Annotated in this window: 23 protein-coding genes; 14 read left to right on the forward strand and 9 right to left on the reverse strand. The window is 63.8% G+C overall.

Annotated elements, in window-relative coordinates; genetic code table 11:
• Positions 1 to 5: 5 nt before the first annotated feature.
• From J2X15_RS12985 to J2X15_RS12995, 3 genes are all read right to left on the reverse strand, one after another.
• Positions 6 to 1,535, reverse strand: coding sequence for a DUF4178 domain-containing protein (locus tag J2X15_RS12985; RefSeq protein WP_310343505.1), 1,530 nt, complete (start codon positions 1,533 to 1,535; stop codon positions 6 to 8).
• 110 nt (positions 1,536 to 1,645) lie between these two features.
• Positions 1,646 to 2,683 (reverse strand): SPFH domain-containing protein, encoded by a 1,038-nt coding sequence (locus tag J2X15_RS12990; RefSeq protein ID WP_310343507.1) that lies wholly within the window; start codon positions 2,681 to 2,683, stop codon positions 1,646 to 1,648.
• Between the two features lie 68 nt (positions 2,684 to 2,751).
• Positions 2,752 to 2,955 carry a hypothetical protein gene (locus tag J2X15_RS12995; protein ID WP_310343509.1) on the reverse strand — a complete coding sequence of 68 codons (204 nt, stop codon included), beginning with the start codon at positions 2,953 to 2,955 and terminating at the stop codon, positions 2,752 to 2,754.
• 105 nt (positions 2,956 to 3,060) lie between these two features.
• On the opposite strand from J2X15_RS12995, the gene J2X15_RS13000 reads away from it, so the two are divergent.
• Positions 3,061 to 3,855, forward strand: coding sequence for a nucleotidyltransferase family protein (locus J2X15_RS13000; protein WP_310343511.1), 795 nt, complete (start codon positions 3,061 to 3,063; stop codon positions 3,853 to 3,855).
• 9 nt (positions 3,856 to 3,864) lie between these two features.
• Here the strand turns inward: J2X15_RS13000 and J2X15_RS13005 are convergent, their stop codons facing one another.
• Positions 3,865 to 4,326, reverse strand: coding sequence for a hypothetical protein (locus J2X15_RS13005; protein ID WP_310343513.1), 462 nt, complete (start codon positions 4,324 to 4,326; stop codon positions 3,865 to 3,867).
• Positions 4,327 to 4,516: 190 nt separating this feature from the next.
• Here J2X15_RS13005 and J2X15_RS13010 point away from each other — a divergent pair, with 190 nt between their 5' ends.
• Together J2X15_RS13010 and J2X15_RS13015 are read left to right on the forward strand one after the other, a co-directional pair.
• Positions 4,517 to 5,908, forward strand: a complete 1,392-nt coding sequence (locus tag J2X15_RS13010) for an aminopeptidase P N-terminal domain-containing protein (RefSeq protein ID WP_310343515.1) — start codon at positions 4,517 to 4,519, stop codon at positions 5,906 to 5,908.
• Between the two features lies 1 nt (position 5,909).
• On the forward strand, positions 5,910 to 6,293 hold the full coding sequence (locus J2X15_RS13015) for a hypothetical protein (protein ID WP_310343517.1): 384 nt from the start codon (positions 5,910 to 5,912) through the stop codon (positions 6,291 to 6,293).
• Here the strand turns inward: J2X15_RS13015 and ypfH are convergent.
• Both ypfH and J2X15_RS13025 read right to left on the reverse strand, forming a co-directional pair.
• The gene (gene ypfH / locus J2X15_RS13020) at positions 6,290 to 6,958 is read right to left on the reverse strand and encodes an esterase (RefSeq protein WP_310343518.1); all 669 of its coding nucleotides are present in this window, start codon (positions 6,956 to 6,958) and stop codon (positions 6,290 to 6,292) included. The two genes, J2X15_RS13015 and ypfH, sit on opposite strands and share 4 nt — an antisense overlap.
• Positions 6,951 to 8,156 (reverse strand): multidrug effflux MFS transporter, encoded by a 1,206-nt coding sequence (locus tag J2X15_RS13025; protein ID WP_310343520.1) that lies wholly within the window; start codon positions 8,154 to 8,156, stop codon positions 6,951 to 6,953. The genes ypfH and J2X15_RS13025 overlap by 8 nt, the downstream gene beginning before the upstream one ends.
• A gap of 199 nt (positions 8,157 to 8,355) precedes the next feature.
• On the opposite strand from J2X15_RS13025, the gene J2X15_RS13030 reads away from it, so the two are divergent.
• The 8 genes from J2X15_RS13030 to J2X15_RS13065 all read left to right on the forward strand — a co-directional run bounded on the left by J2X15_RS13030 (position 8,356) and on the right by J2X15_RS13065 (position 16,228).
• Complete coding sequence (locus J2X15_RS13030; protein WP_310343522.1) at positions 8,356 to 8,838, forward strand: rubrerythrin family protein; 483 nt, start codon at positions 8,356 to 8,358, stop codon at positions 8,836 to 8,838.
• A gap of 94 nt (positions 8,839 to 8,932) precedes the next feature.
• On the forward strand, positions 8,933 to 9,097 hold the full coding sequence (locus J2X15_RS13035) for a rubredoxin (RefSeq protein ID WP_310343524.1): 165 nt from the start codon (positions 8,933 to 8,935) through the stop codon (positions 9,095 to 9,097).
• A gap of 47 nt (positions 9,098 to 9,144) precedes the next feature.
• A complete protein-coding gene (locus J2X15_RS13040) occupies positions 9,145 to 10,356 on the forward strand; it encodes an FAD-dependent oxidoreductase (protein ID WP_310343526.1) in 1,212 nt (403 codons plus the stop codon).
• Positions 10,357 to 10,504: 148 nt separating this feature from the next.
• The gene (locus J2X15_RS13045) at positions 10,505 to 12,865 is read left to right on the forward strand and encodes an NADP-dependent malic enzyme (protein ID WP_310343529.1); all 2,361 of its coding nucleotides are present in this window, start codon (positions 10,505 to 10,507) and stop codon (positions 12,863 to 12,865) included.
• A gap of 264 nt (positions 12,866 to 13,129) precedes the next feature.
• Positions 13,130 to 13,408 carry a guanyl-specific ribonuclease gene (locus J2X15_RS13050; RefSeq protein ID WP_409034284.1) on the forward strand — a complete coding sequence of 93 codons (279 nt, stop codon included), beginning with the start codon at positions 13,130 to 13,132 and terminating at the stop codon, positions 13,406 to 13,408.
• A 34-nt stretch (positions 13,409 to 13,442) separates the two neighbouring features.
• Complete coding sequence (locus tag J2X15_RS13055; protein WP_310343533.1) at positions 13,443 to 13,844, forward strand: barstar family protein; 402 nt, start codon at positions 13,443 to 13,445, stop codon at positions 13,842 to 13,844.
• A gap of 56 nt (positions 13,845 to 13,900) precedes the next feature.
• Entirely contained in the window at positions 13,901 to 14,041 is a 141-nt protein-coding gene (locus J2X15_RS13060) for a hypothetical protein (RefSeq protein WP_310343535.1), read from the forward strand.
• Between the two features lie 114 nt (positions 14,042 to 14,155).
• Entirely contained in the window at positions 14,156 to 16,228 is a 2,073-nt protein-coding gene (locus J2X15_RS13065; RefSeq protein WP_310343537.1) for a PAS domain-containing sensor histidine kinase, read from the forward strand.
• On the opposite strand, the gene rsmA is transcribed toward J2X15_RS13065, so the two are convergent.
• From rsmA to J2X15_RS13080, 3 genes are all read right to left on the reverse strand, one after another.
• Entirely contained in the window at positions 16,225 to 17,031 is an 807-nt protein-coding gene (rsmA, locus tag J2X15_RS13070) for a 16S rRNA (adenine(1518)-N(6)/adenine(1519)-N(6))-dimethyltransferase RsmA (protein ID WP_310343538.1), read from the reverse strand. The genes J2X15_RS13065 and rsmA overlap by 4 nt on opposite strands.
• 94 nt (positions 17,032 to 17,125) lie before the next feature.
• Complete coding sequence (locus tag J2X15_RS13075; protein ID WP_310343539.1) at positions 17,126 to 18,433, reverse strand: peptidylprolyl isomerase; 1,308 nt, start codon at positions 18,431 to 18,433, stop codon at positions 17,126 to 17,128.
• Positions 18,434 to 18,438: 5 nt separating this feature from the next.
• On the reverse strand, positions 18,439 to 20,844 hold the full coding sequence (locus tag J2X15_RS13080; RefSeq protein ID WP_310343540.1) for an LPS-assembly protein LptD: 2,406 nt from the start codon (positions 20,842 to 20,844) through the stop codon (positions 18,439 to 18,441).
• A gap of 100 nt (positions 20,845 to 20,944) precedes the next feature.
• Here J2X15_RS13080 and J2X15_RS13085 point away from each other — a divergent pair, with 100 nt between their 5' ends.
• The 3 genes from J2X15_RS13085 (at position 20,945) to J2X15_RS13095 (ending at position 24,107) form a co-directional block, all read left to right on the forward strand.
• On the forward strand, positions 20,945 to 22,102 hold the full coding sequence (locus J2X15_RS13085; RefSeq protein WP_310343541.1) for an aminoglycoside phosphotransferase family protein: 1,158 nt from the start codon (positions 20,945 to 20,947) through the stop codon (positions 22,100 to 22,102).
• A gap of 81 nt (positions 22,103 to 22,183) precedes the next feature.
• Positions 22,184 to 22,909, forward strand: coding sequence for a 16S rRNA (uracil(1498)-N(3))-methyltransferase (locus tag J2X15_RS13090; protein WP_310343543.1), 726 nt, complete (start codon positions 22,184 to 22,186; stop codon positions 22,907 to 22,909).
• A gap of 25 nt (positions 22,910 to 22,934) precedes the next feature.
• Positions 22,935 to 24,107: an MFS transporter gene (locus J2X15_RS13095; protein WP_310343545.1), complete on the forward strand. Its 1,173-nt coding sequence runs from the start codon at positions 22,935 to 22,937 to the stop codon at positions 24,105 to 24,107.
• Position 24,108: the final 1 nt, after the last annotated feature.

Consider the following 24,108-nt stretch of genomic DNA (forward strand, 5'->3'; position numbering starts at 1 on the left):
AACATCTATTTGTGCCCACCGCCCGACGAGAATCCGCCAAACGAACCGCCCGAGGTGCGGTAACTGCTGCTGGAGCAGTTCTCCACATTCGGGTCGCAGTCGGGTGAGCAGCGTGTCATCGCCAGGAAGATCAGCACCACCACGATAAAGACCCAGAACTCCTGACGCATCAAGGGGTTGTTGGTGGATACCAGCGGCCCCACGTCCGTGCGCCTGAGCAGGTCTTGTTTGTCCTTCAACTTGAAGGCCATAGCCACCGTCGCACTGTCGATGGTGTTGCCCACCGACCAAGTCAGCTCGTTGGGCGTTTGTTCCAGTGACAGCAGGTTTTTGCCGCTGCTGTAGTCGCGGTTTTCCGTCACCTGGTCACGCCGCACCTGCCAGTAGAACTCGCCCACCACGTAGTTGGTGCGTGCGGTGTAACTCTCCTTGAGCTGGTAGCGGGTGCCCAGATAGGTGGCGCTTTGCCGGTTGTCACTCACCACCGGTGCTCCGGTTGCAGGGCGCACCACGCTCCAACCCTCGGTGGAATCCACCAAGAAGATGAAGCCACGCTTGGCGTTGTACAGCAGGTACTCTTCCCAGCCAAAGTGTTCGTCGGGGTCGCTGGGGTCGGTGCCCATGCGGTGCTGAAACCCCACCACTTGCCACTGTGCCCCCTGCAGCATGCCCGTGGTACCCAGCGGGATCAGCGGCTGCACGGGTTCGTCCTGGATCGCGTGCTTAAGCTCGCCACCTATGCCCTGTGACAGGTCAATGATGCTATTGCACGAGCCGCAGCTCATGCTCTGGCTGCCGGCCAGCTTCACGGTCAGCGTGGCACCGCAGTTGGGGCAGGCAAACTGCCGACCCTTTTCGTCCTTGGCCGATTCGTCTTTCAGGCCCGTGAGCTTCAGGTCCTCCAGCAGCACCGATTTGCCCATGCTCACGCTGGGCGGCTGGCTGCTGTAGTCCACGCTGAGCACCTCGCCCACGCCCTTGGCGTCCACCGCCTGGCTGCGCAGCTCCACCATCGCAAAGCTGGTGCCCAGCTCAGGCAAGCGCGGTAGCTCACCTTGGGCCGCAATCAGCGCAACCGATTGGTTGGAGGCGACAGTGAACGACTTGCCATTGATGGCCGTGGTGGCCCCCACGCGGAAGCGCTCGGCCGGCGGCATCTCGCGCTGCACGGCCTGCGCCGTGGTAAAGACGTAGGCACCGTTGTCTTCGCTCAGGTACGCGCTGCTGCCGTCGCCCAGCACCGCATGCCACTCGGTCCAGGTACCTTCGCCGTATTTGTATTGCAGCCGGCCCAGCAGCGTGAAGCTCTGGCCATTCCAAGTGCCACTGGCCTGCAGCTGCAGCGGGCTGTGGTCGTCAAACAGCTCGGCCATCTTGCCGATGCGCTGCAACACGTCGCCATTGCGCACCACCGTACTCTGGCAAAACGCGCAGACCGCATGCGTGCTCTGCGCACTCAGAAAGCTGACAGGTGCGCCACACCCCGGACACGGAGCCCGGTAGGCGCGTTGGGTGTTGCTAGTTTCGAGTGCCAAGGCGTGAAGAGGAGTCTGGGTGACCGAGCGTTATGCGGAGGTAAAGGAGGGGCCCGAAGGGCGGGGGACACGCAGCAGAACGCTCGGTCACCCAGACTCTTCGCCGATAACTACACCAGCTTCTTCAGCAGTTCCGCCTTCTTGGCATCAAACTCTTCCTGCGTCAGGATGCCCTTGGATTTCAGATCGCCCAGCTTCTCCAGCGTAGCCATCACATCCTCAGGCTTCACACCCGCCACTTGCGCCGCGGCAGCGGCGGGCGCCGCATTGCCCTGCAAACCGCTGGCCAAGTTCTGCGCCAACACCTGGCCCAACGCCACACCAGCCCCCAGGCCCATGGCATCGCCCGCAATGCCGCCGCCAGAACCCGCGCCCTCGGCAAACTTGGGGATGGCCTGCGCCGTCTGGTACTGCATGAACTTGCCCATGTCGTTGCCGACCATGCCCATGCCGATTTTCTGGTCCAGAATCTTCTGCAGCTCTTCGGGCAAGGAGACGTTTTGCACCGTCATGCCTTCAAGCTTCAGGCCGATCTTCTCGAACTCGGGCGCCAGTTGGCGCACCAGCGCCTGCGCAAAACTCAGCTGGTTGGCTGCCAGGTCCAAAAACGCGATGCCACTACCAGCCACCGCGTTGCTGATGTTCTGCAGCACCAGACCACGCAGCTGGCCGTCGATGTCGGCCGTGGTGTAACTCTCGCGCGTGCCCGAGATCTCAGTGTGGAAGAGCTTGGGGTCGGCAATGCGGAAGTTGTAGTTGCCAAAGGCGCGCAGTCGCACCGCGCCAAAGTCGGCGTCCCGGATGGTGATGGGCTGGGGCGTGCCCCACTTCTGGTCGATCTGCTGGCGCGTGCTGAAGAAGTACACATCGCTCTTGAAGGGAGACTCGAACAGCTTGTCCCAGTTCTTCAGGTAGGTCAGCACCGGCAGCGTTTGCGTGGTGAGCGTGTGCGTGCCGGGGCCGAACACATCGGCCACCTTGCCTTCGTTGACGAACACAGCGACCTGCGATTCGCGCACGATGAGCGTGCCGCCGTTCTGGATTTCCATGCCCGCCATAGGGAAGCGCCAGGCCAGCGTACCGTCGTCCTCTTCAGTCCATTGAATGACGTCAATAAACTGTTTCTTGATGAAGTCCATCAGTCCCATGGTGTGCTCCTGCGGTTGAAGGTGGTGAAGATGATAGCGGCCCGGTGTGGCAGACCCAAGCCCAGTATTCAGGCGTAATAGATGGTGGTGATGCCAATCGCTACCTGGCCGGCACCGATCAGCTGGGCCATGAAGCCGGTGAATTCCGATTCAGGGCCGTCACCATCATCGCGCGACCACCAGGAAAAACGCACCTCGCGCTTGATGAAGGTGTAAATACCGATCGCGACGATGATCAGCCCAAAGATCACCTGGATACGTTGACTACCCATAAAGTCCTCCCTGTGTTGGTTCGCAAGTGCCCTGTGGCCCCGCTGTTTTTTCTATGGGGCGGTTTGTACCACACGCCTACGCCGCCTGGGCTATGCTCAGCGCCCATGTCCTCCCTCTCCCCCGCCATCGTGCTGGCCGCTGGCCGCGGCGAGCGCATGCGCCCGCTGACCGACACCTGCCCCAAACCGCTGCTGGAAGTGCAGGGCAAGCCCCTCATGCAATACCACCTGGAGGCGCTGGCCCAGGGTGGCTTTGGCCAGGCCGTCATCAACACGGCCTGGCTGGGGGAGCAGATCGAGGGGCACTTTGGAAGCCGAATCAGCACCCAGCCCCCGTCAACATTGCGCGAGCAGCTATCAAAAACAGAGCATTCCTCTACCCCCATGGCACTGCACTACTCGCACGAAGGGCGCGACTTTGGCGGTGCACTGGAGACCGCAGGCGGCATTGCCCGTGCGCTACCGCAGTTGGCACCCGTGTTCTGGTCCATGGCGGGCGATGTGTTTGCACCTGACTTTGTCTTCAGCCAGGCCGCGGTGGATCGCTTCGCCGCCAGCGGCAAGCTGGCCCACCTGTGGCTGGTGCCCAACCCCACACACCACCGCAAGGGCGACTTTGGGCTGGAACAGGTGGACGCCCACGGCATCGGCCTGTGCACCGACCCGCCAGCCGACAGCACCGCCCAGCGCTACACCTACAGCACCTTCGCGCTGTTCCACCATGCCCTGTTTGCGCCGCCCTGGTGCGACATTCCGGCAGGTAATCCGCAGGGCATCAAAGCGCCGCTGGCACCGCTGCTGCGCAAGGCCATGGCGCAGAAGCAGGTCAGCGCCGAGCTGTACACCGGCCGCTGGACGGACGTGGGTACGCCCCAACGGCTGGCCGAACTCAACGCCTGAGCACACCGTCTAATTGCCCACATGCATGGTGAACAGGGCGCCGTTGGACAGGCGGCAGGTACCGGTACCCAGGGTGGCATTGTTCATCTTGTAGGTGCACTGCAGGTAGCTGCCTCGATTGCCTGCGCCATTGGCAATGCCATCGCGTGCGGAGGTGCTGTTGCGGGTCGCCTCGCCGGAGAAGCTTTCGCCGTCGATCACCGTGTTGAAGGTGCCGCGCCCGTTCAAGTCGTTGGTCACGATGGCGCTGACCATGCCATAACCCCGTGCCAGGTCGTTGGCGGGGTATAGGCGAGCGGGGAAGGTGATGGGCCCCGGCGCAGCCGTTATCGGCACTGGCACGGTTCCGACATAGCCGGGTGCCTGGTTCAGCGGCACCACATAGCAGCCGGTCAGAATGGCCGCACTGCCCAGCGCGGCCAGGGAGACCAGGCCGCGTGACACCACAGCCCGAAGGAAAAAGACTCGCATAACACTCCAAGTGGCACAGGCACATGCCTGTGGGCGCAGTGTGCAAGGAGGGCGGTCCAAGTTCTGTGGCTTTTCTGCGCAGGTCGGCAGACGCCACCCGTGGTATCAAAAATCGCTACTTTTGCCCACCGCCCCGGCAACAACCCCGATCCCTGTGGCAGCCCAGCCAGCAGGGCTTTACACTGGACCCATGACCCAACTTACCGCCAACTACGCCGCCCGCCGCGCCACGCTGGCCGCCCGCATTGGCAAGCACGGCGTGGCCGTGCTGCCCACCGCCCCCGAGCAGCAGCGCAACCGCGACGCAGACTTCCTGTTCCGCCACGACAGCTACTTTTATTACCTGAGCGGCTTTACCGAGCCCAAGGCCTGGCTGGTCATCACCGGGGACGGCAAGACCACGCTGTTTTGCCAACCCAAAGACCTGGAACGCGAGATTTGGGACGGCTTTCGCGTCGGCCCCGATGCTGCGCCGGAACTGTTGGGTGTGGACGCTGCCTACTCTGTGGACGAGCTGGACCAGCGCATGCCCGCACTGCTGGATGGCGCCGACGCCGTGTGGTATCCGTTTGCCACGCACAAGGGTCTGGAAACCCGGGTGGACGGCTGGCTCAGCGGCTTGCGCGCCCGCGTGCGCTACGGCGCACTGACACCCGAACAAGTGCGCGACCTCTGCGGCCCGCTAGACGAGATGCGCCTGGTGAAGGACACCTACGAGCAAGACACCATGCGCCGCGCCGCGCAGATCAGCGCAGGCGCCCACATCCGCGCCATGCAACTCTCGGCCCGCATGCTGCGCGAAGGCAAAGACGTGCGCGAATACCACCTAGACGCCGAGCTGCTGCACGAGTTCCGCCACCACGGCTCGCAGTACCCCGCCTACGGCTCCATCGTCGCCGCGGGCGCCAATGCCTGTGTGCTGCACTACCGCGCCGACGCAGGTGCCGTGCGCGATGGCGAACTGGTGCTGATTGACGCGGGCTGCGAACTGGACGGTTATGCCAGCGACATCACCCGCACCTTCCCGGCCAACGGCAAGTTCAGCGGCCCGCAGCGCGCGCTCTATGACCTGGTGCTGGCCTCACAGATTGCCGCGGTTGACGCGACCAAGGCGGGTGCTCGCTTTACCGACCCGCATGAGGCGACGGTCAAGGTGCTGGCGCAGGGCATGCTGGACCTGGGCCTGCTCAACAAGAACAAGGTGGGCAGCCTGGACGATGTGATCGAGAGCCGCGCTTACTTCCAGTTTTATATGCACCGCACCGGCCACTGGCTGGGCATGGATGTGCACGACTGCGGCAGCTACACCGAACCCGCCGAACTGGGCCAGGGCAGCGTGCGCAAGGACGCGCTGAGCGGCGACACCATCGTCAACCGCCCCGCGCGCATTCTGCGCAGCGGCATGGTGCTGACGATTGAGCCCGGCATCTATGTACGTCCGGCTGACGGCGTGCCGGCGCAGTTCCACAACATCGGCATCCGCATCGAAGACGACGCCATCGTCACCGACACGGGCTGCGAGCTCATCAGCCGCGGCGTGCCGGTGGAGCCGGATGCGATCGAAGCACTGATGCGCGGTTGACATGGTCACCCGCAAGTTCACGGCAAGGCCCCCTGCGCCAGCGGCGCAGCGAGCACCCCTGTCGCTACGTCTGGAGCGCCCCAAGCTGACCGTGTCCTTGCGCCGCAACGCGGTGAAGGCCTTTGTCATTGCCAAAAATCACCAGGTGGTGATTGGCATCGTGCGCTGGGGGCTGGAATATGGCCTGTTGGCCATCTCGGAGACGGGCGACTACCTGCGCGTGAATGGCTCGTACGTGGAACTGCTGGAGCCGCAAGAGGTGCGCGCGGCCATCATCAAGGTGTTCATGAGTGGTGAACTGCCACAGGGCCGATCGGCAGGGGATGGCCCGCCTGTGCGGGGGCTGGAGTTTCTGGACGCCACCGTGCGTCGAGGAACGATTTAGTCACCCTCGGCGGCGCGGTGCACTTCTTCCCAGTGGCGTTTGGGCAGGTGACCCAGCAGGCGCTCCACCACGGTCTCCACCACCTCGGCAGTGATTTCGTGGCCCAGGAAGGGAATCACGTCGGCCGTCACGTCCGCGCCCAGGCTGATCAGGTGTTCGGCGGCCGACACGGTGTAGCCGTAGTGCATGACCGCGTCGCTCTTGCCATGCACCATGTGCAGCGTGGTGTGGGCATGGGGCAGCTTCGGCAGCTGGGCAAAACGGCCTGACAGAGCAACGACCCGACCCGCAATATGCTGTTCCAGCTGCGTGGCTTCCAGCGACATGATGGCGCCCTGCGAAAAGCCCACCAGCGCCGTGGCCTCGGCTGCAACACCGCTTTGGACTTGCCAGTGCTCCACCATTTTTACAAACTCAGGCATGGCCTCGGCTACGCGGGCGGGGCGGTTCTCTTCGGTGATCTCACGCACCGAAAACCATTGGTAACCCTGGCCAAAGTCCGACGCGTGGGGCGCCTGGATGCTGACAATGAGTGCCTCGGGGAAGGCCGCCGCCAACTGCTGGCCCAGCGGCACCAGGCCCTGGGGCGTGGCGCCCACGCCATGGTTCAGCAGAAACAGCTGCTTGGCAGGGCCTGCGGGTTGTTGAACGACGATGTCAGGCATGCTGGGCCTCCTTGCTATGGCCGTGGCCGCGCAAGGTGATGCGCGCGAACACAAACGCCACGATAGCCGACCCGGCAATGCCGGCAATCATGGGGCGGGCTGTGCCATCGGCAAGCACACCGGTTACCGCCATCACGACGGCGCCCGTCACGAACTGCAGGGTGCCCATGAGCGCCGAGGCCGTACCGGCAATCTCGCCATGCTCCTCCAGCGCCAGCACGGCCGTGGTCGGCACCACCAGCCCCAGAAAGCCATAGCCGATGAACATCATGGCAATCATCACGTCCAGCCGCTCGACACCCGCGAGGTTGACTGCCAGCAGCAGCGTCATCATGGCGGCGTAGCCCACCACGGCAAACTTCACCAGACGCACCAGCCCAAACTTGGCGCTGAGCTTGCCCGTGAACTGCGAGATGCCGATGAAGGACGCCGCATTGGCCGCAAACGCAATGCTGTACTGGCGTGGTGTCAAACCGTAGTGGTCAATCAGCACGAAGGATGAATTGGCAAGGTAGGCAAAAAAGCTGGAGATGCCAAAGGCACCAATGAACACCAGCCCCAGAAAATGCTTGTCGCGCAACAGCACGCCGTAGGCCGCCAGGGCGCTGCCCACGCTGCTGTTCACGCGTTCTTCGGCCGGGCGGGTTTCGGGCAGGCTGGTGGCCAGCAGGATCAGGCCCAATACGGCGGCCACGGTCACGGCCCAGAAGACGCTGCGCCAGCCCACGGTCTCGATGAGCACGCTGCCGGCCAGCGGCGCCAGGATGGGCGACACGCTGAACACCAGCATCAGCAGCGACATCAGGCGCGCCGCATCATGGCCGGTGTGCAGGTCGCGCACCACGGCGCGCGGCACCACCATGCCGGCGCAAGCGCCCAAACCCTGGATAAAGCGCAGCACCACCAGGGTATGGATATCGGGTGCCAACGCACAGCCCACGCTAGCCACGGCAAACAGCACCAGGCCAAAGTACAGCGGCGCCTTGCGGCCCACCATGTCGGACACCGGGCCGTAAATGATTTGGCCAATGCCCAGCGCAATGAAGAAAGCCATGAGGCTGGCCTGCACCGCCCCCATGGAGGCGCCCAGGCTCTGCCCGATAGAGGGCAGAGCGGGCAGGTACATGTCGATGGCGAAGGGACCGATGGCCGACAGCAGGCCAAGCACCAGGGCGGTGCCGAAGAAGGAAGTTTTCATAGGGGCGGAAGAATACCCCCGAGGCCCCAACCTGCGGAGGCCTAGGGGTACTGGGCGAAGGCCTGGTTGGTCTTCTGTAATAGTCTCTATCAATGAATTAGTAAAAGTCGATTGGCTTTCATGAGCCACCCTCCTTACCATTGCGTCCATGGCTGCAGAAATGGTTTCTGTAGCACCCGCCACCCAAGGAGAGAGCACCATGTCCACCACCGCCCGCCCCGAGATCAAGACCTTCGCCAACCTGGAAGCCGCCTTTGCCGGCGAGTCCATGGCCCACATCAAGTACCGCTACTTTGCCAAGCTGTCGCGCGAGATGGGCGACGAGGCCACGGCCCGCGCCTTTGAGGAAACCGCCGACCAGGAAGTCATGCATGCCTTCGGCCACCTGGACCTGCTCTACCCCAAGGCCAGCATGACACCGGCCAAGGCGCTGCAGATTGCCATCGACGGCGAGACCTACGAGTACACCGAGATGTACCCCGGCTTCCGCGCCACGGCTGAGGCCGAGGGCAATGCCGCCGCCGTGGCCGAGATGGACGAGCAGATCGAGGAGAGCAAGGTGCACGCGGCACAATTCAAGGCCACGCTGGAAAAAGCCCAAAAGCGCTTTGCCGCCCTGGCCCGTGTGGAAGAGCGCCACGCAGCCCATTACAAGGCCCAACTGGCCAGCCTGAGTGCCTAAGCTCTTTCATCACTACTATGAATTTGATAGCTGCTCGCGCATATTTTGCGCGGGCTAGCGCCTGATTTCACCCATAACTGAACCAAGAATCCCCATGAACACCTATATTTGCATCGTTTGCGGCTTTGTGTACGACGAGGCCGCTGGCCGCCCCGAAGACGGCATTGCCCCCGGCACCGCCTGGGCCAGCGTGCCCGACAGCTGGGAATGCCCGGACTGCGGCGTGGCCAAGGCCGACTTCGAGATGGTGACGCTCTGATCTAGACTCGCTGCTTCCTTCCACCTGAACGCCCCTGAGCCCGCCGCATGAGTGACCTGACCGCATCCCAACCCGCACCTTCCGAACCCATTCTCATCATCGGCGCGGGCCTGGCCGGCTGGACCACGGTGCGCGAGTTCCGCAAGCTGGACACCACCACGCCCGTGGTGCTGGTTACTGCCGACAGCGGCGACTTCTACGCCAAGCCCACACTGTCTAACGCCTACGCCCAGAAGCGCACACCGGCCCAGCTGGTGAGCACACCTGCGGCCAAGATGGTGGAGACCCTGAATGTGACGCTGCTAGCCCAGCACCGCGTAGAGTCGCTGGACACAGCAGCGCGCAGCGTGGTGCTGGGCCACGGCGGCCAAACGCAGACCCTGCACTACAGCCGCCTGGTGCTGGCCACGGGTGCCCAGCCCATCCGCATTCCCGTGGGCGGCACAGGCGCGGATCAGGTGAAGTCCATCAACAATCTGGACGACTTCGGCGCCTTCCACCAAGCCCTGGGGGTGGACCCCAGCGCCGCGGAGCCCGCAGCGCCCAAGACCGTGCTCATCATGGGTGCGGGCCTGATTGGCTGCGAGTTTGCCAACGACCTGGTGCACACCGGTGCCACGGTGCATGTGGTGGACCCCGGCCCGCGTCCGCTCTCGCTGCTGCTGCCAGCCGAAGCGGGCGACCAACTCAGGACGGCCCTGGAGGCACTGGGTGTGGTCTGGCACTTTGGCACCACGGTGACCGCTGTGGACGGCACGGACAGCGGACTCACCGTGCAACTGGCCGATGGCGGCGTCGTATCCGCCCACATGGTGCTCAGCGCCATTGGCCTGCGCGCCGACACCGCACTGGCCGCCGCCGCGGGCTTGGTCTGCGAGCGCGGCATTGTGGTGGACGACATGCTGCAAACCTCAGCTCTCGGCGTCTACGCACTGGGCGACTGCGCGCAGTACGCCTCGGCCGGCCAGCGTCCCCTGCCCTATGTGATGCCCATCATGAACGCGGCCAAGGCCTTAGCTGCCACGCTGGCGGGCACGCCTACCGCGCTGGTGTTCCCGCTGATGCCGGTCAGCATCAAAACGCCCGCGCTTCCCATCGTGGTGGCCGCTGCGCACCCGGCCCTGGCGGGCGCGTGGAAAGCGGGTGACGGCGAAGGTATTTGGCAGTTCACCGATGGTGAGGGCACCCAGCGCGGCTTCGTGCTGACAGGCAAAAGCACGGCCCGCCGTATGGAGCAAAGCAAGGCGACCCAACCCTAAACCACCCCGAATAACCCCATTCTTTATTCGCATAAAGTTTGCCTCCTCTGCAACCAAGCGTCCGCGGACGAGGTCTACAATCCAAAGCCCATGACCGAGCCGGGGGACATGCGAGTTTGCTAGAACCCCTCGCCGCAGAGGATCCCTAATGCCCCAGCAACCCGCGCCCCTCGTCCCCCATCCCCCCGTTTCCAATTCGGCCGAAAAGAAAGCGCAACTGCGCCAGGCCGCGCTGGAGTACCACGAGTTCCCCACCCCCGGCAAGATCGCCATCTGTGCGACCAAGCAGCTGATCAACCAGCATGACCTGGCGCTGGCCTACTCACCCGGCGTGGCCGCCCCCTGCGAAGAAATCGTCAAAGACCCGAACAACGCCTTCAAGTACACCAGCCGCGGCAATCTGGTCGCCGTCATCACCAACGGCACCGCCGTGCTGGGGCTGGGTGACATTGGCCCGTTGGCCTCCAAGCCAGTCATGGAAGGCAAAGGCGTGCTGTTCAAGAAGTTCGCCGGCATTGATGTGTTCGATCTGGAGATCGACGAGAAGCACGACCTGGACAAGCTGGTCGACATCATCGCGTCGCTGGAGCCTACATTCGGCGGCATCAACCTCGAGGACATTAAGGCGCCAGACTGTTTTTACGTCGAGCGCAAGCTGCGTGAGCGCATGAAGATTCCGGTCTTCCATGACGACCAGCACGGCACCGCCATTTGCGTGGGTGCGGCCATGCTCAACGGCCTCAAGGTGGTTGGCAAAGACCCCAAGAACGTCAAGCTGGTGACCTCGGGCGCCGGTGCCGCCGCGCTGGCCTGCCTGGGTCTCTTGGTCAAGCTGGGCATTCCGCGTGAAAACATCTATGTGACGGACCTGGCCGGCGTGGTTTACGCGGGCCGCACCGAGCTGATGGACGAGGACAAGGCCCAGTTCGCCCAGAAGACCGATGCGCGCACGCTTCGCGAAGTGATTGCCGGTGCCGACATTTTCTTGGGCCTGTCCGCCGGTGGCGTGCTCAAGCCCGACATGGTGGCCTCCATGGCCGCCAAGCCGCTGATCTTCGCGCTGGCCAACCCCACGCCCGAAATCCTGCCGGAAGAGGTGAAGGCCGTGCGCGACGACGCCATCATGGCTACCGGCCGTACCGACTACCCTAACCAGGTCAACAACGTCCTGTGCTTCCCCTACATCTTCCGCGGTGCGCTGGATGCGGGTGCTTCCACCATCACGCTGGAAATGGAGATTGCCGCGGTGCACGCCATTGCCGAGCTGGCCCAGGCCGAGCAGAGCGAAGTGGTGGCTGCGGCCTATGTGGGCGAGCAGCTGGCCTTTGGCCCCGAGTACCTGATCCCCAAGCCGTTCGACCCGCGCCTGATGATGAAGATCGCCCCGGCCGTCGCCCAGGCCGCGGCCGACAGCGGCGTGGCGCTGCGCCCCATCCAGGACATGGATGCCTACCGCGAGAAGCTGCAAAGCTTTGTCTACGCCTCCGGCACCACCATGAAGCCCATCTTCACAGCGGCCAAGAAGGCGCTCAAAAAGCGCGTGGCCTACGCCGAGGGTGAAGAAGAACGCGTGCTGCGCGCCGCCCAAATCGTGGTGGACGAGGGCCTGGCCCTGCCCACGCTGATCGGCCGCCCCAAGGTCATTGCCGAGCGCGTGGAGAAATTCGGCCTGCGCCTCAAGGAAGGCGTGGACTACAACGTGGTCAACGTCGAGCAGGACCACCGCTACCGCGACTTCTGGCAAACCTACCACCAGATGACGGAGCGTAAGGGGGTGACCGCGCAGGTTGCCAAGATCGAAATGCGCCGCCGCCTGACCCTGATCGGCTCCATGCTACTGCACAAGGGTGACGTAGATGGCTTGATCTGCGGCACTTGGGGCACCACCGCGACACACCTGCATTACATCGACCAGGTCATCGGCAAGCGCCATGGCGGCAGTCCGAGTACCCCGCAGGACGTACAGATTTACGCCTGCATGAATGGCTTGATGCTGCCCAATCGCCAGGTGTTTTTGGTGGACACCCACGTCAACTACGACCCGTCCGCCGAAGAACTCTGCGAAATCACCGTCATGGCGGCCGAAGAGATGATGCGTTTCGGCTTCAAACCCAAGGCCGCCTTGCTGAGCCACTCCAACTTCGGCAGCAGCAACGAGCCCAGCGCCGTCAAAATGCGCCGCACCCTGGAGCTGCTGCGCGAGCAGGCTCCTTGGCTGGAAGTAGATGGTGAGATGCACGGTGACGTGGCGCTGGACGGTGCCGCCCGCAAGGCACTCATGCCCAACAGCACATTGCACGGGGACGCCAACCTGCTGGTCTTGCCCAACATCGACGCCGCCAACATTGCCTACAACCTGCTCAAAACTGCCGCTGGTGGCAACATTGCCATTGGACCCGTGCTGCTGGGTGCGGCCAAGCCCGTGCATGTGCTGACTGCCAGCACCACGGTGCGCCGCATCGTGAACATGACGGCGCTGACCGTGGCGGACGCAAACGCAACGCGTTGAGGGATTTTGTAACAGTTAGCGCACACTTTACTTTGTAAAGACCCTGCGGGCCTTGCTCATTTCTTGAGCAAGGCCTTGCTTTTTTGTACCGAATCCACGACACTACGCACTTGCTTTTCCGGGTTTACCCGCGTAGTCACACAAGGATTCAGGGTGCGCAAGGGTGTATTCAAGTTAGTACTTACTGGCTTGGTTTTGGTTGCAGCAGTGTCTGCAGACCTCACCTTCGCCAAAGACGTGCCTTGGCCGTTGGCGACTCCCTCCGTGGAAGTGGGCAGCCTTCCAGCCCCCGCCCGTGCAACCTATGCGCTGGTCCGGCAAGGCGGTCCTTTTCCCTACGCCAAAGATGGCGTGGTCTTCGGCAATCGGGAGCGTTTGCTGCCCTTGCAAAAGCGCGGCTACTACCGGGAATACACCGTGAACACACCGGAATCTTCGGACCGGGGAGCACGACGAATTGTGTGCGGTGGCCCAGCCACTGTGCCAGATGCCTGTTACTACACGGCCGATCACTATGCGAGTTTTCGCAAGATCGTGCCCTGAATTGAATTTTGTACTTTGAGAAAGAGAATCGGGGATGGATACGCCACTTCGAACTGTGAGAACGAACATCGTTCAATCAATCCGCGCGTTCCGCGTGTCGGATCTGCAGGAAGCCGCTCAGGGCTTGGGACACCACTTTCTGTACGCCAACCTCGCTAACGCGCAGACCAAGCAGGATGTGCTGGACATGATCGGGCAGCAATTCATGCTGCCCGCCACCGTCAGCAAGAATTTTGACGCGCTGTACGACAGCATGACCGACCCGGTGCACAAGTCGGGCCCACAGCCTGGCTTCATCGCCGTGCTGGAGCACATCCCTGCGAACGTGAAGTTCGACAAGGAAGCGCGTGAGCAGCTGCTGGACATCTTCCGCGACACCGCCGACTACTGGGGAGACCGGAAGATACCGTTCAGATGCTTCTATTCTTTTCTGTAGCCCGTTCTGCACACACCAGCCAAGCAGAACGGGCGAACGAGGCAAGCAGCGAAGCCGTGTCCACCGAGGTGGTCGGCGTCGAATTGACTACCGAAACCGGCGAGAAGATGCCCACCGACAAGTTGTTGGATGTCTCTCCCCTGGCGCTGCGCATGAGCAGCCCCTTCAACGCAGGGTACTGGTTGGCGGCCGCGTAAGCAGCAACTTCCACTCTGCCAGGCGATGTACCCGCCCAAAACCAAGCCTGTCCCCGTGACAGGCTTTTTTTTGCACGCTGTACTATTGCGGCAAACAAAGAGACACTTGTTGGCATGGGCATCTTGGCAAGGCTTTTACCCAAGGCACTCAAGCGCCGGCTTCTGGCCGCCCTGTCCGATGGAGAGGACAAGTTCTCCCGGGTGTTCAACACCAGCGCGGAGTGGATCGTCATCACCCGGCTGGACGACAGCACCATTGCCGAGGTCAACACGGGGTTCGAAACCATCAGCGGCTACCAGCGCGACGAGGTGCTGGGGCGCCGCATGGCGGACTTCAACGTCTGGGCCCAGCCCGCACAACGCACCGCACTGATCGCCGAAATGCTGCAGAACGGCTCGGCCCGCAACCACCTGGTCACTCTGCGCCGGCGCGATGGTTCGCTGCGCGACTGCATGGTCAACTGCGCACTGATTGCGCTGGACGGCACCGCTAACTCGCACGCCGTGTGGATCGCACGGGACATCACCGAGCACAACGTGGTGTACGAGCAATTCAAGGCCGCGTTTCGGCTCACACCGGATTTCATGTCCATCTCACGCATGGACGACGGCAAGTACGTGGAGGTGAATGCCGCCTTCGAGCGCATCACCGGCATCCGCCATGACGATGCGATCGGCAAGACCTCCACCGAACTGCACATATGGGCCGAACCCGAGAAGCGGCGCGACCTGACGCGTCTGCTGCGCACGGAGGGGGCGGTCAGCGACTACCCCATGGCCCTGAATGCACGGGACGGCCAGGTACGCGAGGCCCTGGTCAACGCCGCTTCCTTCGAGTCGCGCGGTGAGCGCTACCTCATTGCCCTGCTGCGCGACGTGACGGATGAACGCCGCGCTGCACGCGCCCTGCAGCAGAGTGAGTCGCGCTTTTCCCGTTTGTTTGAACAGTCGCCGCTGCCCATGTGCTACTCCAGCACACAGAACGATTTCCAGACCACGCAATGGAATCTCGCGTGGTTCGATGCCTTCGGGTTCGACCCGGTACACGACCAAGGCAAGTCCGGCCTGACACTGGGCATCTGGGTAAATCCCGAGGACCGCGCACGCTTGATGGGCATGACTGCGGCAGGCACGGCCTTTACCGACGTGGAGGTACAGATGCGACGCCACGACGGCGAGCTGCGCTGGATCTCGCTGTCCACCCGGCTGTTTGAGGAAATGGACCGCACCATGGTGCTGTTCACCTACTTTGACATCACCGAGCGGCGACGCGCACAGCAAGGCATTTTGGAGCTCAACACGCAGCTGGAAGCCCGCGTGGCGCGGCGCACCGCCGAACTGCAAGGCGCCAACCAGGAACTGTCAGAGACGCTGGACACCCTGAAAGTGGCGAAGAATCACCTGGTCCAATCGGAAAAACTGGCCGCCTTGGGTGCGTTGGTGGCCGGCGTGGCGCATGAACTCAACACGCCCATTGGCAACGGGCTGACCGTAGCCAGTTCGCTGGAACACCGCATCCGCGACTTCCGCCATCTGGCTGCCACCGGACTGCGCAAGTCGGACCTGCAGGGTTTTCTGGACGACATGCAGTTGGCCTCGGACATCATGGTGCGCAACCTGGGCCGCTCCGCTGCGCTGGTGGCCAGCTTCAAACAAGTCGCAGTAGACCAGACCAGCTCACAGCGGCGCAAGTTTGACCTGGCCGCGGTGGTGGGTGAAATTCTGGTCACGCTGAACCCGGCAATCCGCAAGACGGCCTGCACCGTCAGCACCCGGATTGATGAGGCGCTGACCATGGACAGCTACCCCGGCCCGCTGGGCCAGGTGCTGACCAACCTGATCAACAACGCTGTGCTGCACGGCTTTGAACCCGGAGAAGAAGGCAAGATTGAGGTGCAGGCTTGGGCCAAAGACAGCCAGCATGTGGTGATTGAGGTGCGTGACAGCGGACACGGTATCCAGAGCGAGGACTTGCACCGGGTGTTTGACCCCTTCTTCACCACACGTCTGGGCCAGGGCGGCTCGGGCTTGGGCCTGCACATCGTGCACAACCTGGTGGGCAGTGTGCTGGGCGGGCGCATCGAGGTGCACAGCCGGCCTGGCGCGGGCGCCACTTTCAGCATGACCTTGCCCATCACGGCCCCAGAGCGACTGGACGCGACGGCCGCGCCCATCAGCGACGGCTAGCCCAGCTGCTGGACCAGACCCAGGTACTCGTCCACCGGCACTTCCTGGGCACGACGCTGCACATCAAAGGTGCCGACAAAGCCCCTCTCATCGAGCCAACGGCCCAGCGTGTGGCGCAGCAGCTTGCGGCGCTGGCTGAACGCGACCTGCACCATCTCGGAAAACAGGGCCTGGTTGATCGCCGGGGGGTGGGCCAGTGGCACCATGCGTACCACCGCACTGTCCACGCGCGGGGGCGGATCGAAACTCTCGGGCGGCACAAACAGTACGTCTTCCATGGCATAGCGCCACTGCAGCATCACGCTCAGGCGGCTGAAGTCTGAGGTGTCGGGCTGCGCCACCATGCGGTCGATCACCTCTTTTTGCAGCATAAAGTGCTGGTCTTCAATGCAGTCCACATGGCCCAGCAGATGGAACAAGATGGGCGTAGAAATGTTGTACGGCAGATTGCCCACCACGCGCAGCTTGGGACGCACCACCGGCGCAGCATCTGCATTCGCTATGGTTTTAGTAGCTGCTGGCGCAATGTCTATGCGGGCAAAGTCCACATTTAGCACATCAGACTCGATCACCGTGAGCTGCCCGTGGCTGCGCAGGCGTTTGGCCAGGTCGCGGTCCAGCTCGATGACGGTGAGGTGTCCCAAGCGCTCCACCAGCGGCTGTGTCAGCGCCGCCAGGCCGGGACCGATTTCCACCATGGGATCGCCCGGCTTGGGGTCGATCGCCCGCACGATGGCATCGATGATGCCCCCGTCGGACAGGAAGTGCTGGCCGAAGCGCTTGCGGGCGATGTGTTGGGTCATACGCGTCCTCGCGTGAGCGCCGCAGGGCCGCCCCAAGGCGCGAGAGCCCCCTTGGGGGGCAGCGTACGACACGAAGTGCGGAGCGTGGGGGTCATCACTGTGGAGCTTCGCGCATCTCGACGAATGCGCGAGCGCGTATGTCCTGCGCCCAGGTGGTATAGGCCTCGTCGTAGCGACTGCGACGCAGTTGGTTGCGCACCGATTCGCGCACCTGCTGCGGGCTCAACTCAACTTTGCGACGCTCCATGAGCTGGATCAGGTGAACACCGAAACGCGAAATCAGCGGAGGGCTTATCTGGCTCTCGGTCAGGCGGTCCATGGCCTCCTCAAACTCGGGCACAAACATGCCGGGCGAGGCCCAGCCCAGGTCACCGCCCTGCTCCGCGGTCGAGTCTTGGGACAGCTTGCGCGCCTCAGTAGCGAAATCTGTCTTGCCAGCGACGATACGCGCGCGCACCTCAGCCAGCTGCGCCACGGCCTTGGCCGGTGGCAGCTGGGGGGTGACCCGCAGCAAAATGTGGCGAGCCCGGCTCTGGGTGATGGTTTGCACCAGGCGGCTAGGGGGGCGCTTCTCCACCACCTTGAGGATGTGGAAACCCGCACCGGAGCGCACGATGTCAGACACCTCACCGACCTTGAGCTTTTGCGTGGCCAGCACGAAAGAGGGCGGATAGCGATCGGCACGGCGCAGGCCCAACTGGCCGCCATTGCTGCGATCGGCTGCCGACACCTCTTTCACCAGGCGATCGAAGTCTTCACCACCGCGAATGCGCTCCAGCAGCTTCTGCGCCTGCACAAAAAGGGCTGCCGCTTGTTCGGGCGAGGCCTTTTCGGGCACCGCCACCAAAATCTGCGCCAGGTTGATGTCAAAGGTAAAGGGGTCGGTATTGGCGGCCTGTTGCTCCAGCATGGCACGGTCCACGTCCACGTCGGACACCTTGATGGTGGCCTCCACATCGCGTTCATGCAGGCGGTTAAGCATGAGCTGGTCACGCAGGCCATCGCGGAAGGTGGCCACCGACACGCCGTCCTTGGCCAAGCGCTCGTACAAGCCAGCCACGTCCACCTGGTTCTGGCTGGCCACGGCTTGCTCGGCGCGGTCAATCGCAGGGGTGTCGATGCGGATGCCGGTTTCGCGCGCGAGCTGCAGCTGGGCGCGGTCGTTGATCATGCGCTCCAGCACCAGTCGGCGCAATTCGGCGGGCACTGGTGCGGGCTTGCCCTGTTGGGCCAGCTGCAGCGCCACGCGCTTGACCTCCAGCTGCACCTCTTGGTTGGTGATGGGGTCAGAGTTGACCACCGCCACGATGTAGTCCAGCGGTTGCGGGGTTTGTGCCTGCAATGGCGACACCGCCATGCTGCACAGACAGACCAGGGCCCAGGCCCAGACGCGAAATTTCATGGTGTTCAATCGTAGTTACTGAAGCGGCTGTTGGTGCCGCCCACTTCTCGCAAGTTCTGGTAGCGTGAAATATTGGATTTCAGGGTTTGCAATGGGCTTACGCCCAGTCGGGTAAAGCCGACAAACTCCAGCTCGAATTTGATGCTCTCGGTGGCCGAGGATGTGCTGGTCTGCACCCGGCCCACCACCACCCGCGCCAGCCAGCAGCCCGCATCGTACTCGACGCCCAACAGGGTGTCGACCAAGCGGCGCTCGTCCATGCTGTAGTTCATGCGGCCCACGGCGTAGTAGCGGCCCTCGCCCATGCCACGCCCGGCGCCCAAGTCCTGGCCACGGTCGCCCCACAGGTCGTTGAGCGGCCACTGCCAGCTCACATCCACCTGTTCACTCACATCACGCTGAAAGCGATACGCCAGGTTGACCACGCGGTAGTTGCTCGGGCTGTAGCGGGTGCCGATGGTGGAACGCTCCGACTTGTCGGTGCGCGGGTTGTACTGCACCGTGGAGTCCAGCGCCCAGCGTTCGTTCACATTCACGGCGGCGCCGAACAGCACATCGCTGAAACCCGGTTGGGCGGTGGCCGTGGACGGCGTCAGTGTGACCTGCTGTTCTTCAAACCGGAAACGCTGGGCCACACCAAAACGTGCCAGCTGCACGCCGGTATCCGCATCCAGCAGGCGGGTGGTCACGCCCAGGGTCAGCAGGTTGTTGTCGGAGATCTTGTCGTGGCCACCAAAGGCGTTCTCGGTGTAGATGCTGGCGAAGTTGAAATCGTTGGCCGCCGTGTCGTAGTTGGGCAGCAGGCTTTGGTTGTGGTACGGCGTGCGCACATAGAACGCGCGCGGCTCCAGGGTTTGCACCAGCGCACGGCCGAAGTAGCTGGCGTCGCGCTCAAACACCAGGCCCGCGTCCAGGCTGAAGGTGGGCACCGTGCTGTCGGCGGACCGGTTGCCATTGGCAATCGGGTTGTCAAACTGGTAGGCCGCGGTGTGCAGCTGCAGCTTGGGCACCACGAAGCCTGCTGCACCCACCCAGGGCCGGCTCACCTGGGCCAGGCCATAGACACGCTGCGCGTTGGGCTGCAGGGTCAGGCTGCGGTCGGCCTGGAACTGGGTGAAATCCCCCTCTAGCGACCAGTCAAAACCACCTTGGTTGGTTTGCGTATAGCGCGCTGTGAGCTGGGGCACTCGGTCATAGGGTGGAACAATCGGCGCCGTGGGGTCCTGCAGGGTTTGCCACTGCAGCACGCTGGCGGTCAGCGCCACGGGGCCCTCGGTCCAGCCGACCGACGCGTTATTGGGCAGCAGGCGCTGGGTCAGCGAACCGCTGGAGCGCGTGAAGTCGCGCCAGTAGTTGTCATCGCTGACGCGGTTCAGGTTCAGTAGGTAAGACACATTGCCAATACCTTGCAGGCCCGTGTCGTACGTGCCGGTCTGGTTCACGGTGGCACCCCAGCGGTCCGCGCTGCGCAGTTTGTCGCTGGGCATGTAGTTCGCGCGCAGCACGCCCGCGTAGGTGGGCTCCAGGTAGCGGAACTCGGCACCCAGGTCGGCGCCACGCGCGGCCATCACCGTAGGGGTCAGGGTGGCATCGCGGTTGGGCGCAATGTTCCAGTAATAGGGCACGCTGAGCTCGGCGCCATTGACGTTGTCAAACCCAACCGTGGGCGGCAACAGGCCGGACTTGCGCTTGTCACTCAACGGAAAGCTGATGGCCGGCACGGGCAGGATGGGCACGCCTTTGAAGTTCAGGTAGGCACCGTGCGCGATGCCCACGTCTTCGTCGCTATCAAACGTGATGTTGGCCGCCTTCAGCACCCAGTCGGGCATCCAACCTGGGCCAGGCTTGCGCCGGCAGGTGGTGTAGGTGGCGTCGTGCACCACGGTGGTACTGGCGTCCACAAAATCGGCGCGGCTGGCGTCGCCGTGGGCGTCGCCCTGCAAAAACTGGTAGCGCGGCTGCAGGAAAAAGCCTTCAAAGGCTTCGAGCTTGAGCTCCAGCTGCGGCCCTTCAAACACATTGCCACCGCGGTTGATGCGCACATTGCCTGTGGCTTTGGCCTGGTCGTCGGGGGCGTTGTACTCCAGCCGGTCGGCCTTGATCACCGTGCCAGGCTTGCGCAGCTCGGCCTGGCCTTCGACCACGGTTTCCAGGTCCGGGCGGCCAGAAATGCGTTCACCCAGCAAAAACATGGGGGCAGATTCGCGCTGGGCGGGTGACAACGACTCCTGCAAGCGCTGGGTGGGCAACAGGGTCGCAGGTGCGTTCTCGACCGACTCGCCCGCGGGAGCAGCCTCTTGCGCCTGCACCGCCATCTGCACGCACGCCAACGCCACCAAAGCCACGAGGCGGGTCAGGGGTGGCGGGCAGTGGGGCGGCCTGCGAGTCAGGTCGCGCGGGGGAAAACGCATGGGGCGGGGTGCAGGGTCAGCAAATCAGGTCGAACAAGGCAGCCAACCAGGACCGTGCGCACAGGGGCGCGACCATGGGGCTTTGTAGAATGGATTATCCATGAGCCCAAGCCCCTCCCTTTCCCCGCATTCCCCCGCCGTGCCCGCCCCTACCGACATCCACTGGACCGACCCGGCGCGCCTGGCGCAGTTCAATGCCTGGTTTGCCAGCGTGCAGGCCTCGCACGGGCTGGACACCAGCACCCTGGGTCTGGCCTCGGCCGATGCCAGCTTTCGCCGCTACTTCCGCGTGCAGGGCCCCAGCGGCACCCTGGTCATCATGGACGCGCCACCCGACAAGGAAAACAGCCAGCCCTTTGTGGACATTGCGCGGCTGCTGCGGGACGCCGGCCTGCGCGCCCCCGAGGTGTTGGCTTGGGATGCGCCGCACGGCTTCATGCTGCTGACCGACCTGGGTGCGCTGACCATGATGCAGCTGATGGACGCACGCGGTGACCTGAACCCCACCTACAGCACCACCGGCCAGGCCCTGAGCGAACCTCCGCTGGACCTGTACCTCGGCGCGGTAGACACGCTCGTGCAGTGGCAACTGGCCTCCCAACCCAACGTGCTACCGCCCTACGACCACGCGCTGCTGCTGCGCGAACTGGAGCTGTTCCCGCAGTGGTACATAGCCGCACACCGCCAGGTGACGCTGGACGCGGCCCAGCGCAAAGTGCTGGACGACAGCTTTGCGCTGCTGATCCAGAACAACCTCTCCTGGCCCAGCGTCTACGTGCACCGCGACTTCATGCCACGCAACCTGATGGTCCCCACCACCGGTCTGCCACCCAAGCTGGACGCCACCACGCTGGGCGTGCTCGATTTCCAGGACGCGGTCTACGGCCCCATCACCTACGACATCGCCAGCCTGATGCGCGACGCGTTTCTCACCTGGGAAGAAAACTTCTGCCTGGACGTGACCATCCGCTACTGGGAGAAAGCGCGCAAAGCCGGCTTGCCCGTGGGCGACGACTTTGGCGAGTTTTACCGTGGCGTGGAGTGGATGGGCCTGCAGCGCCATCTGAAAATTGCCGGCATCTTTGCCCGCCTGACCCTGCGCGACGGCAAGCCCAAGTACCTGGCCGACACACCCCGTTTCATCCATTACATCCGCAGCACCTGCAACCGCTACATGCAACTCAAGCCGCTGCTGCGTCTGGTGGAGAACATTGAGGGCATTGAGGCACCGAATGTCTTTGCTTTCGGTCGCTCCTAGAGTTCTTAAATCAAATTGACCTCTAGCCCCCGTCGATATTGCGCGAGCAGCTCCTGATTCAATAGCAAATTACCTGCCGCCATGCCCCGCTTTTACTGCCCCACGCCCCTGGTGACCGACGCACTGCTGGAACTGCCCGCCGGCGCGGCACGGCACGTGCAGGTGCTGCGCCTGCAACCGGGTGACCCGATCACGCTGTTCAACGGCGAGAGCACCGCAGAGTTTGACGCCACCGTCACCCGCATGGGCCGCAGCGACGTGCAGGTGCAGGTGGGTGCCCCGCACGCCACCGCACGTGAGCCGGCCCGCCGTGTGCACCTGGCCGTGGGCATGCCCGCCAACGACCGCATGGACTGGCTGGTGGAAAAAGCCACCGAACTCGGCGTGACCAGCATCCAGCCCCTGATGACCGAGCGCAGCGTGCTGCGCTTGGCCGGCGAGCGCGCCGAGAAGAAAGTGGCGCACTGGCAAAGCGTGGCCGTCTCGGCCTGCGAGCAGTGCGGCGGCAACCGCGTGCCCACGGTGCACCCCATGCTCACCCTGGCCCAGTGGCTCAAAACCTTGCCTGCGGTTGCGGGAGATGGCCAGCGCCTGCTGCTGTCGCTGCGCGAAGGCAGCGTTGCCCTGCACGCCAAGACGCCCACGCAAGAGGCCGTGTTCCTCTCTGGTCCCGAAGGGGGCTTGGGCCCCGCCGAAGAAGACCTGGCACTGGCCCAAGGCTTCGCCCCGGTGTCGCTGGGCCCGCGCGTGCTGCGCGCGGAAACGGCGGCGCTGGCCGCGCTCACCACCCTGGCACTTCTGCCTTAACCCACCACGCCTGCGGGCGCCCCCCATGAACCGCAACCTCTGGCTGCTGGCCCTGTGCCAGGGACTGTTCCTGACCAACAACGTGACCTTTATCGCCATCAACGGGTTGGTCGGCCTGGCGCTGGCGCCCTATGGCTGGATGGCCACGCTGCCGGTGATGGGCTATGTCGTGGGCGGCGCGCTGGCCACGCCGCTGGTGGCGCGCACACAGTCGCGTTACGGTCGGCACATCTCGTTCCAGATTGGGCTGGCGGTGGCCGTGGTCTCCGCGCTGTTGGGCGCCTGGGCGGTGGTCGAAAAGCAGTTCTGGTGGCTGGTGGCGGCCACCGTGGTGGCAGGCTACTACAGCGCCAACGGCCAGCTCTACCGCTTTGCGGCGGCCGAACTGGCGCTGCCCGCGTTCCGCGAAAAAGCCGTGTCGCTGGTGCTGGCCGGGGGCCTGATAGGCGCCGTAGCTGGCCCCAACCTTGCAGCGCGCACCCGCACACTCCTGGAGGTGCCGTTTGCTGGCGCCTATGTGGTGCTGGCCGGTGTGGCACTGCTGGCCATGCTGCTCATGGCCTGGGTGCGATTCCCACCACACCAGCCGCCTACCGCGCACACCGCACAGGGAAGGCCGCTGGGGGAGATCCTGAGCCAGCCGGTGTTTCTGGTGAGCTGCATGAGTGCGGCCTTGGGCTTCGGTGTGATGAACCTGCTGATGGCCGCCACCCCACTGGCCATGCAACAGTGTGGCCTGGGCTTTGACGACGCAGCGTTTGTGCTGGAGTGGCATGTGATCGGCATGTTCGCACCGGGCTTCTTCACCGGCCATCTGATCAAACGCTTTGGCACACTGCCCATCATGGGCCTGGGTGTGTTGCTGAACCTGCTGTGCATCGCCATCGCGCTCAGCGGGGTAGAACTCCACCAGTTCACCCTCGCGCTGTTTACGCTGGGCGTGGGTTGGAACTTCCTGTTCACAGGCAGCACCACGCTGTCGCTGGCAGCCTACCGACCCGAGGAAAAAGACCGGGCCCAGGCGGCCATCAACTTCGGTGTGTTTGCGGTCATGGCACTGACCTCGCTGGCGTCAGGCGCCCTGGTCGTTACCGGAGGCTGGACTTGGCTGAACCTGGGCTCGCTACCGCCCGTGCTGCTCACCGCCGCAGCACTGCTGTGGCTGGCGGCACGCCAGCGCAGCGCCCGCGCCGGCTAGG

It is taken from the genome of Rhodoferax saidenbachensis (genome assembly GCF_031457975.1).
In the GTDB taxonomy this organism is placed as follows: domain Bacteria; phylum Pseudomonadota; class Gammaproteobacteria; order Burkholderiales; family Burkholderiaceae_C; genus Allorhodoferax; species Allorhodoferax saidenbachensis_A.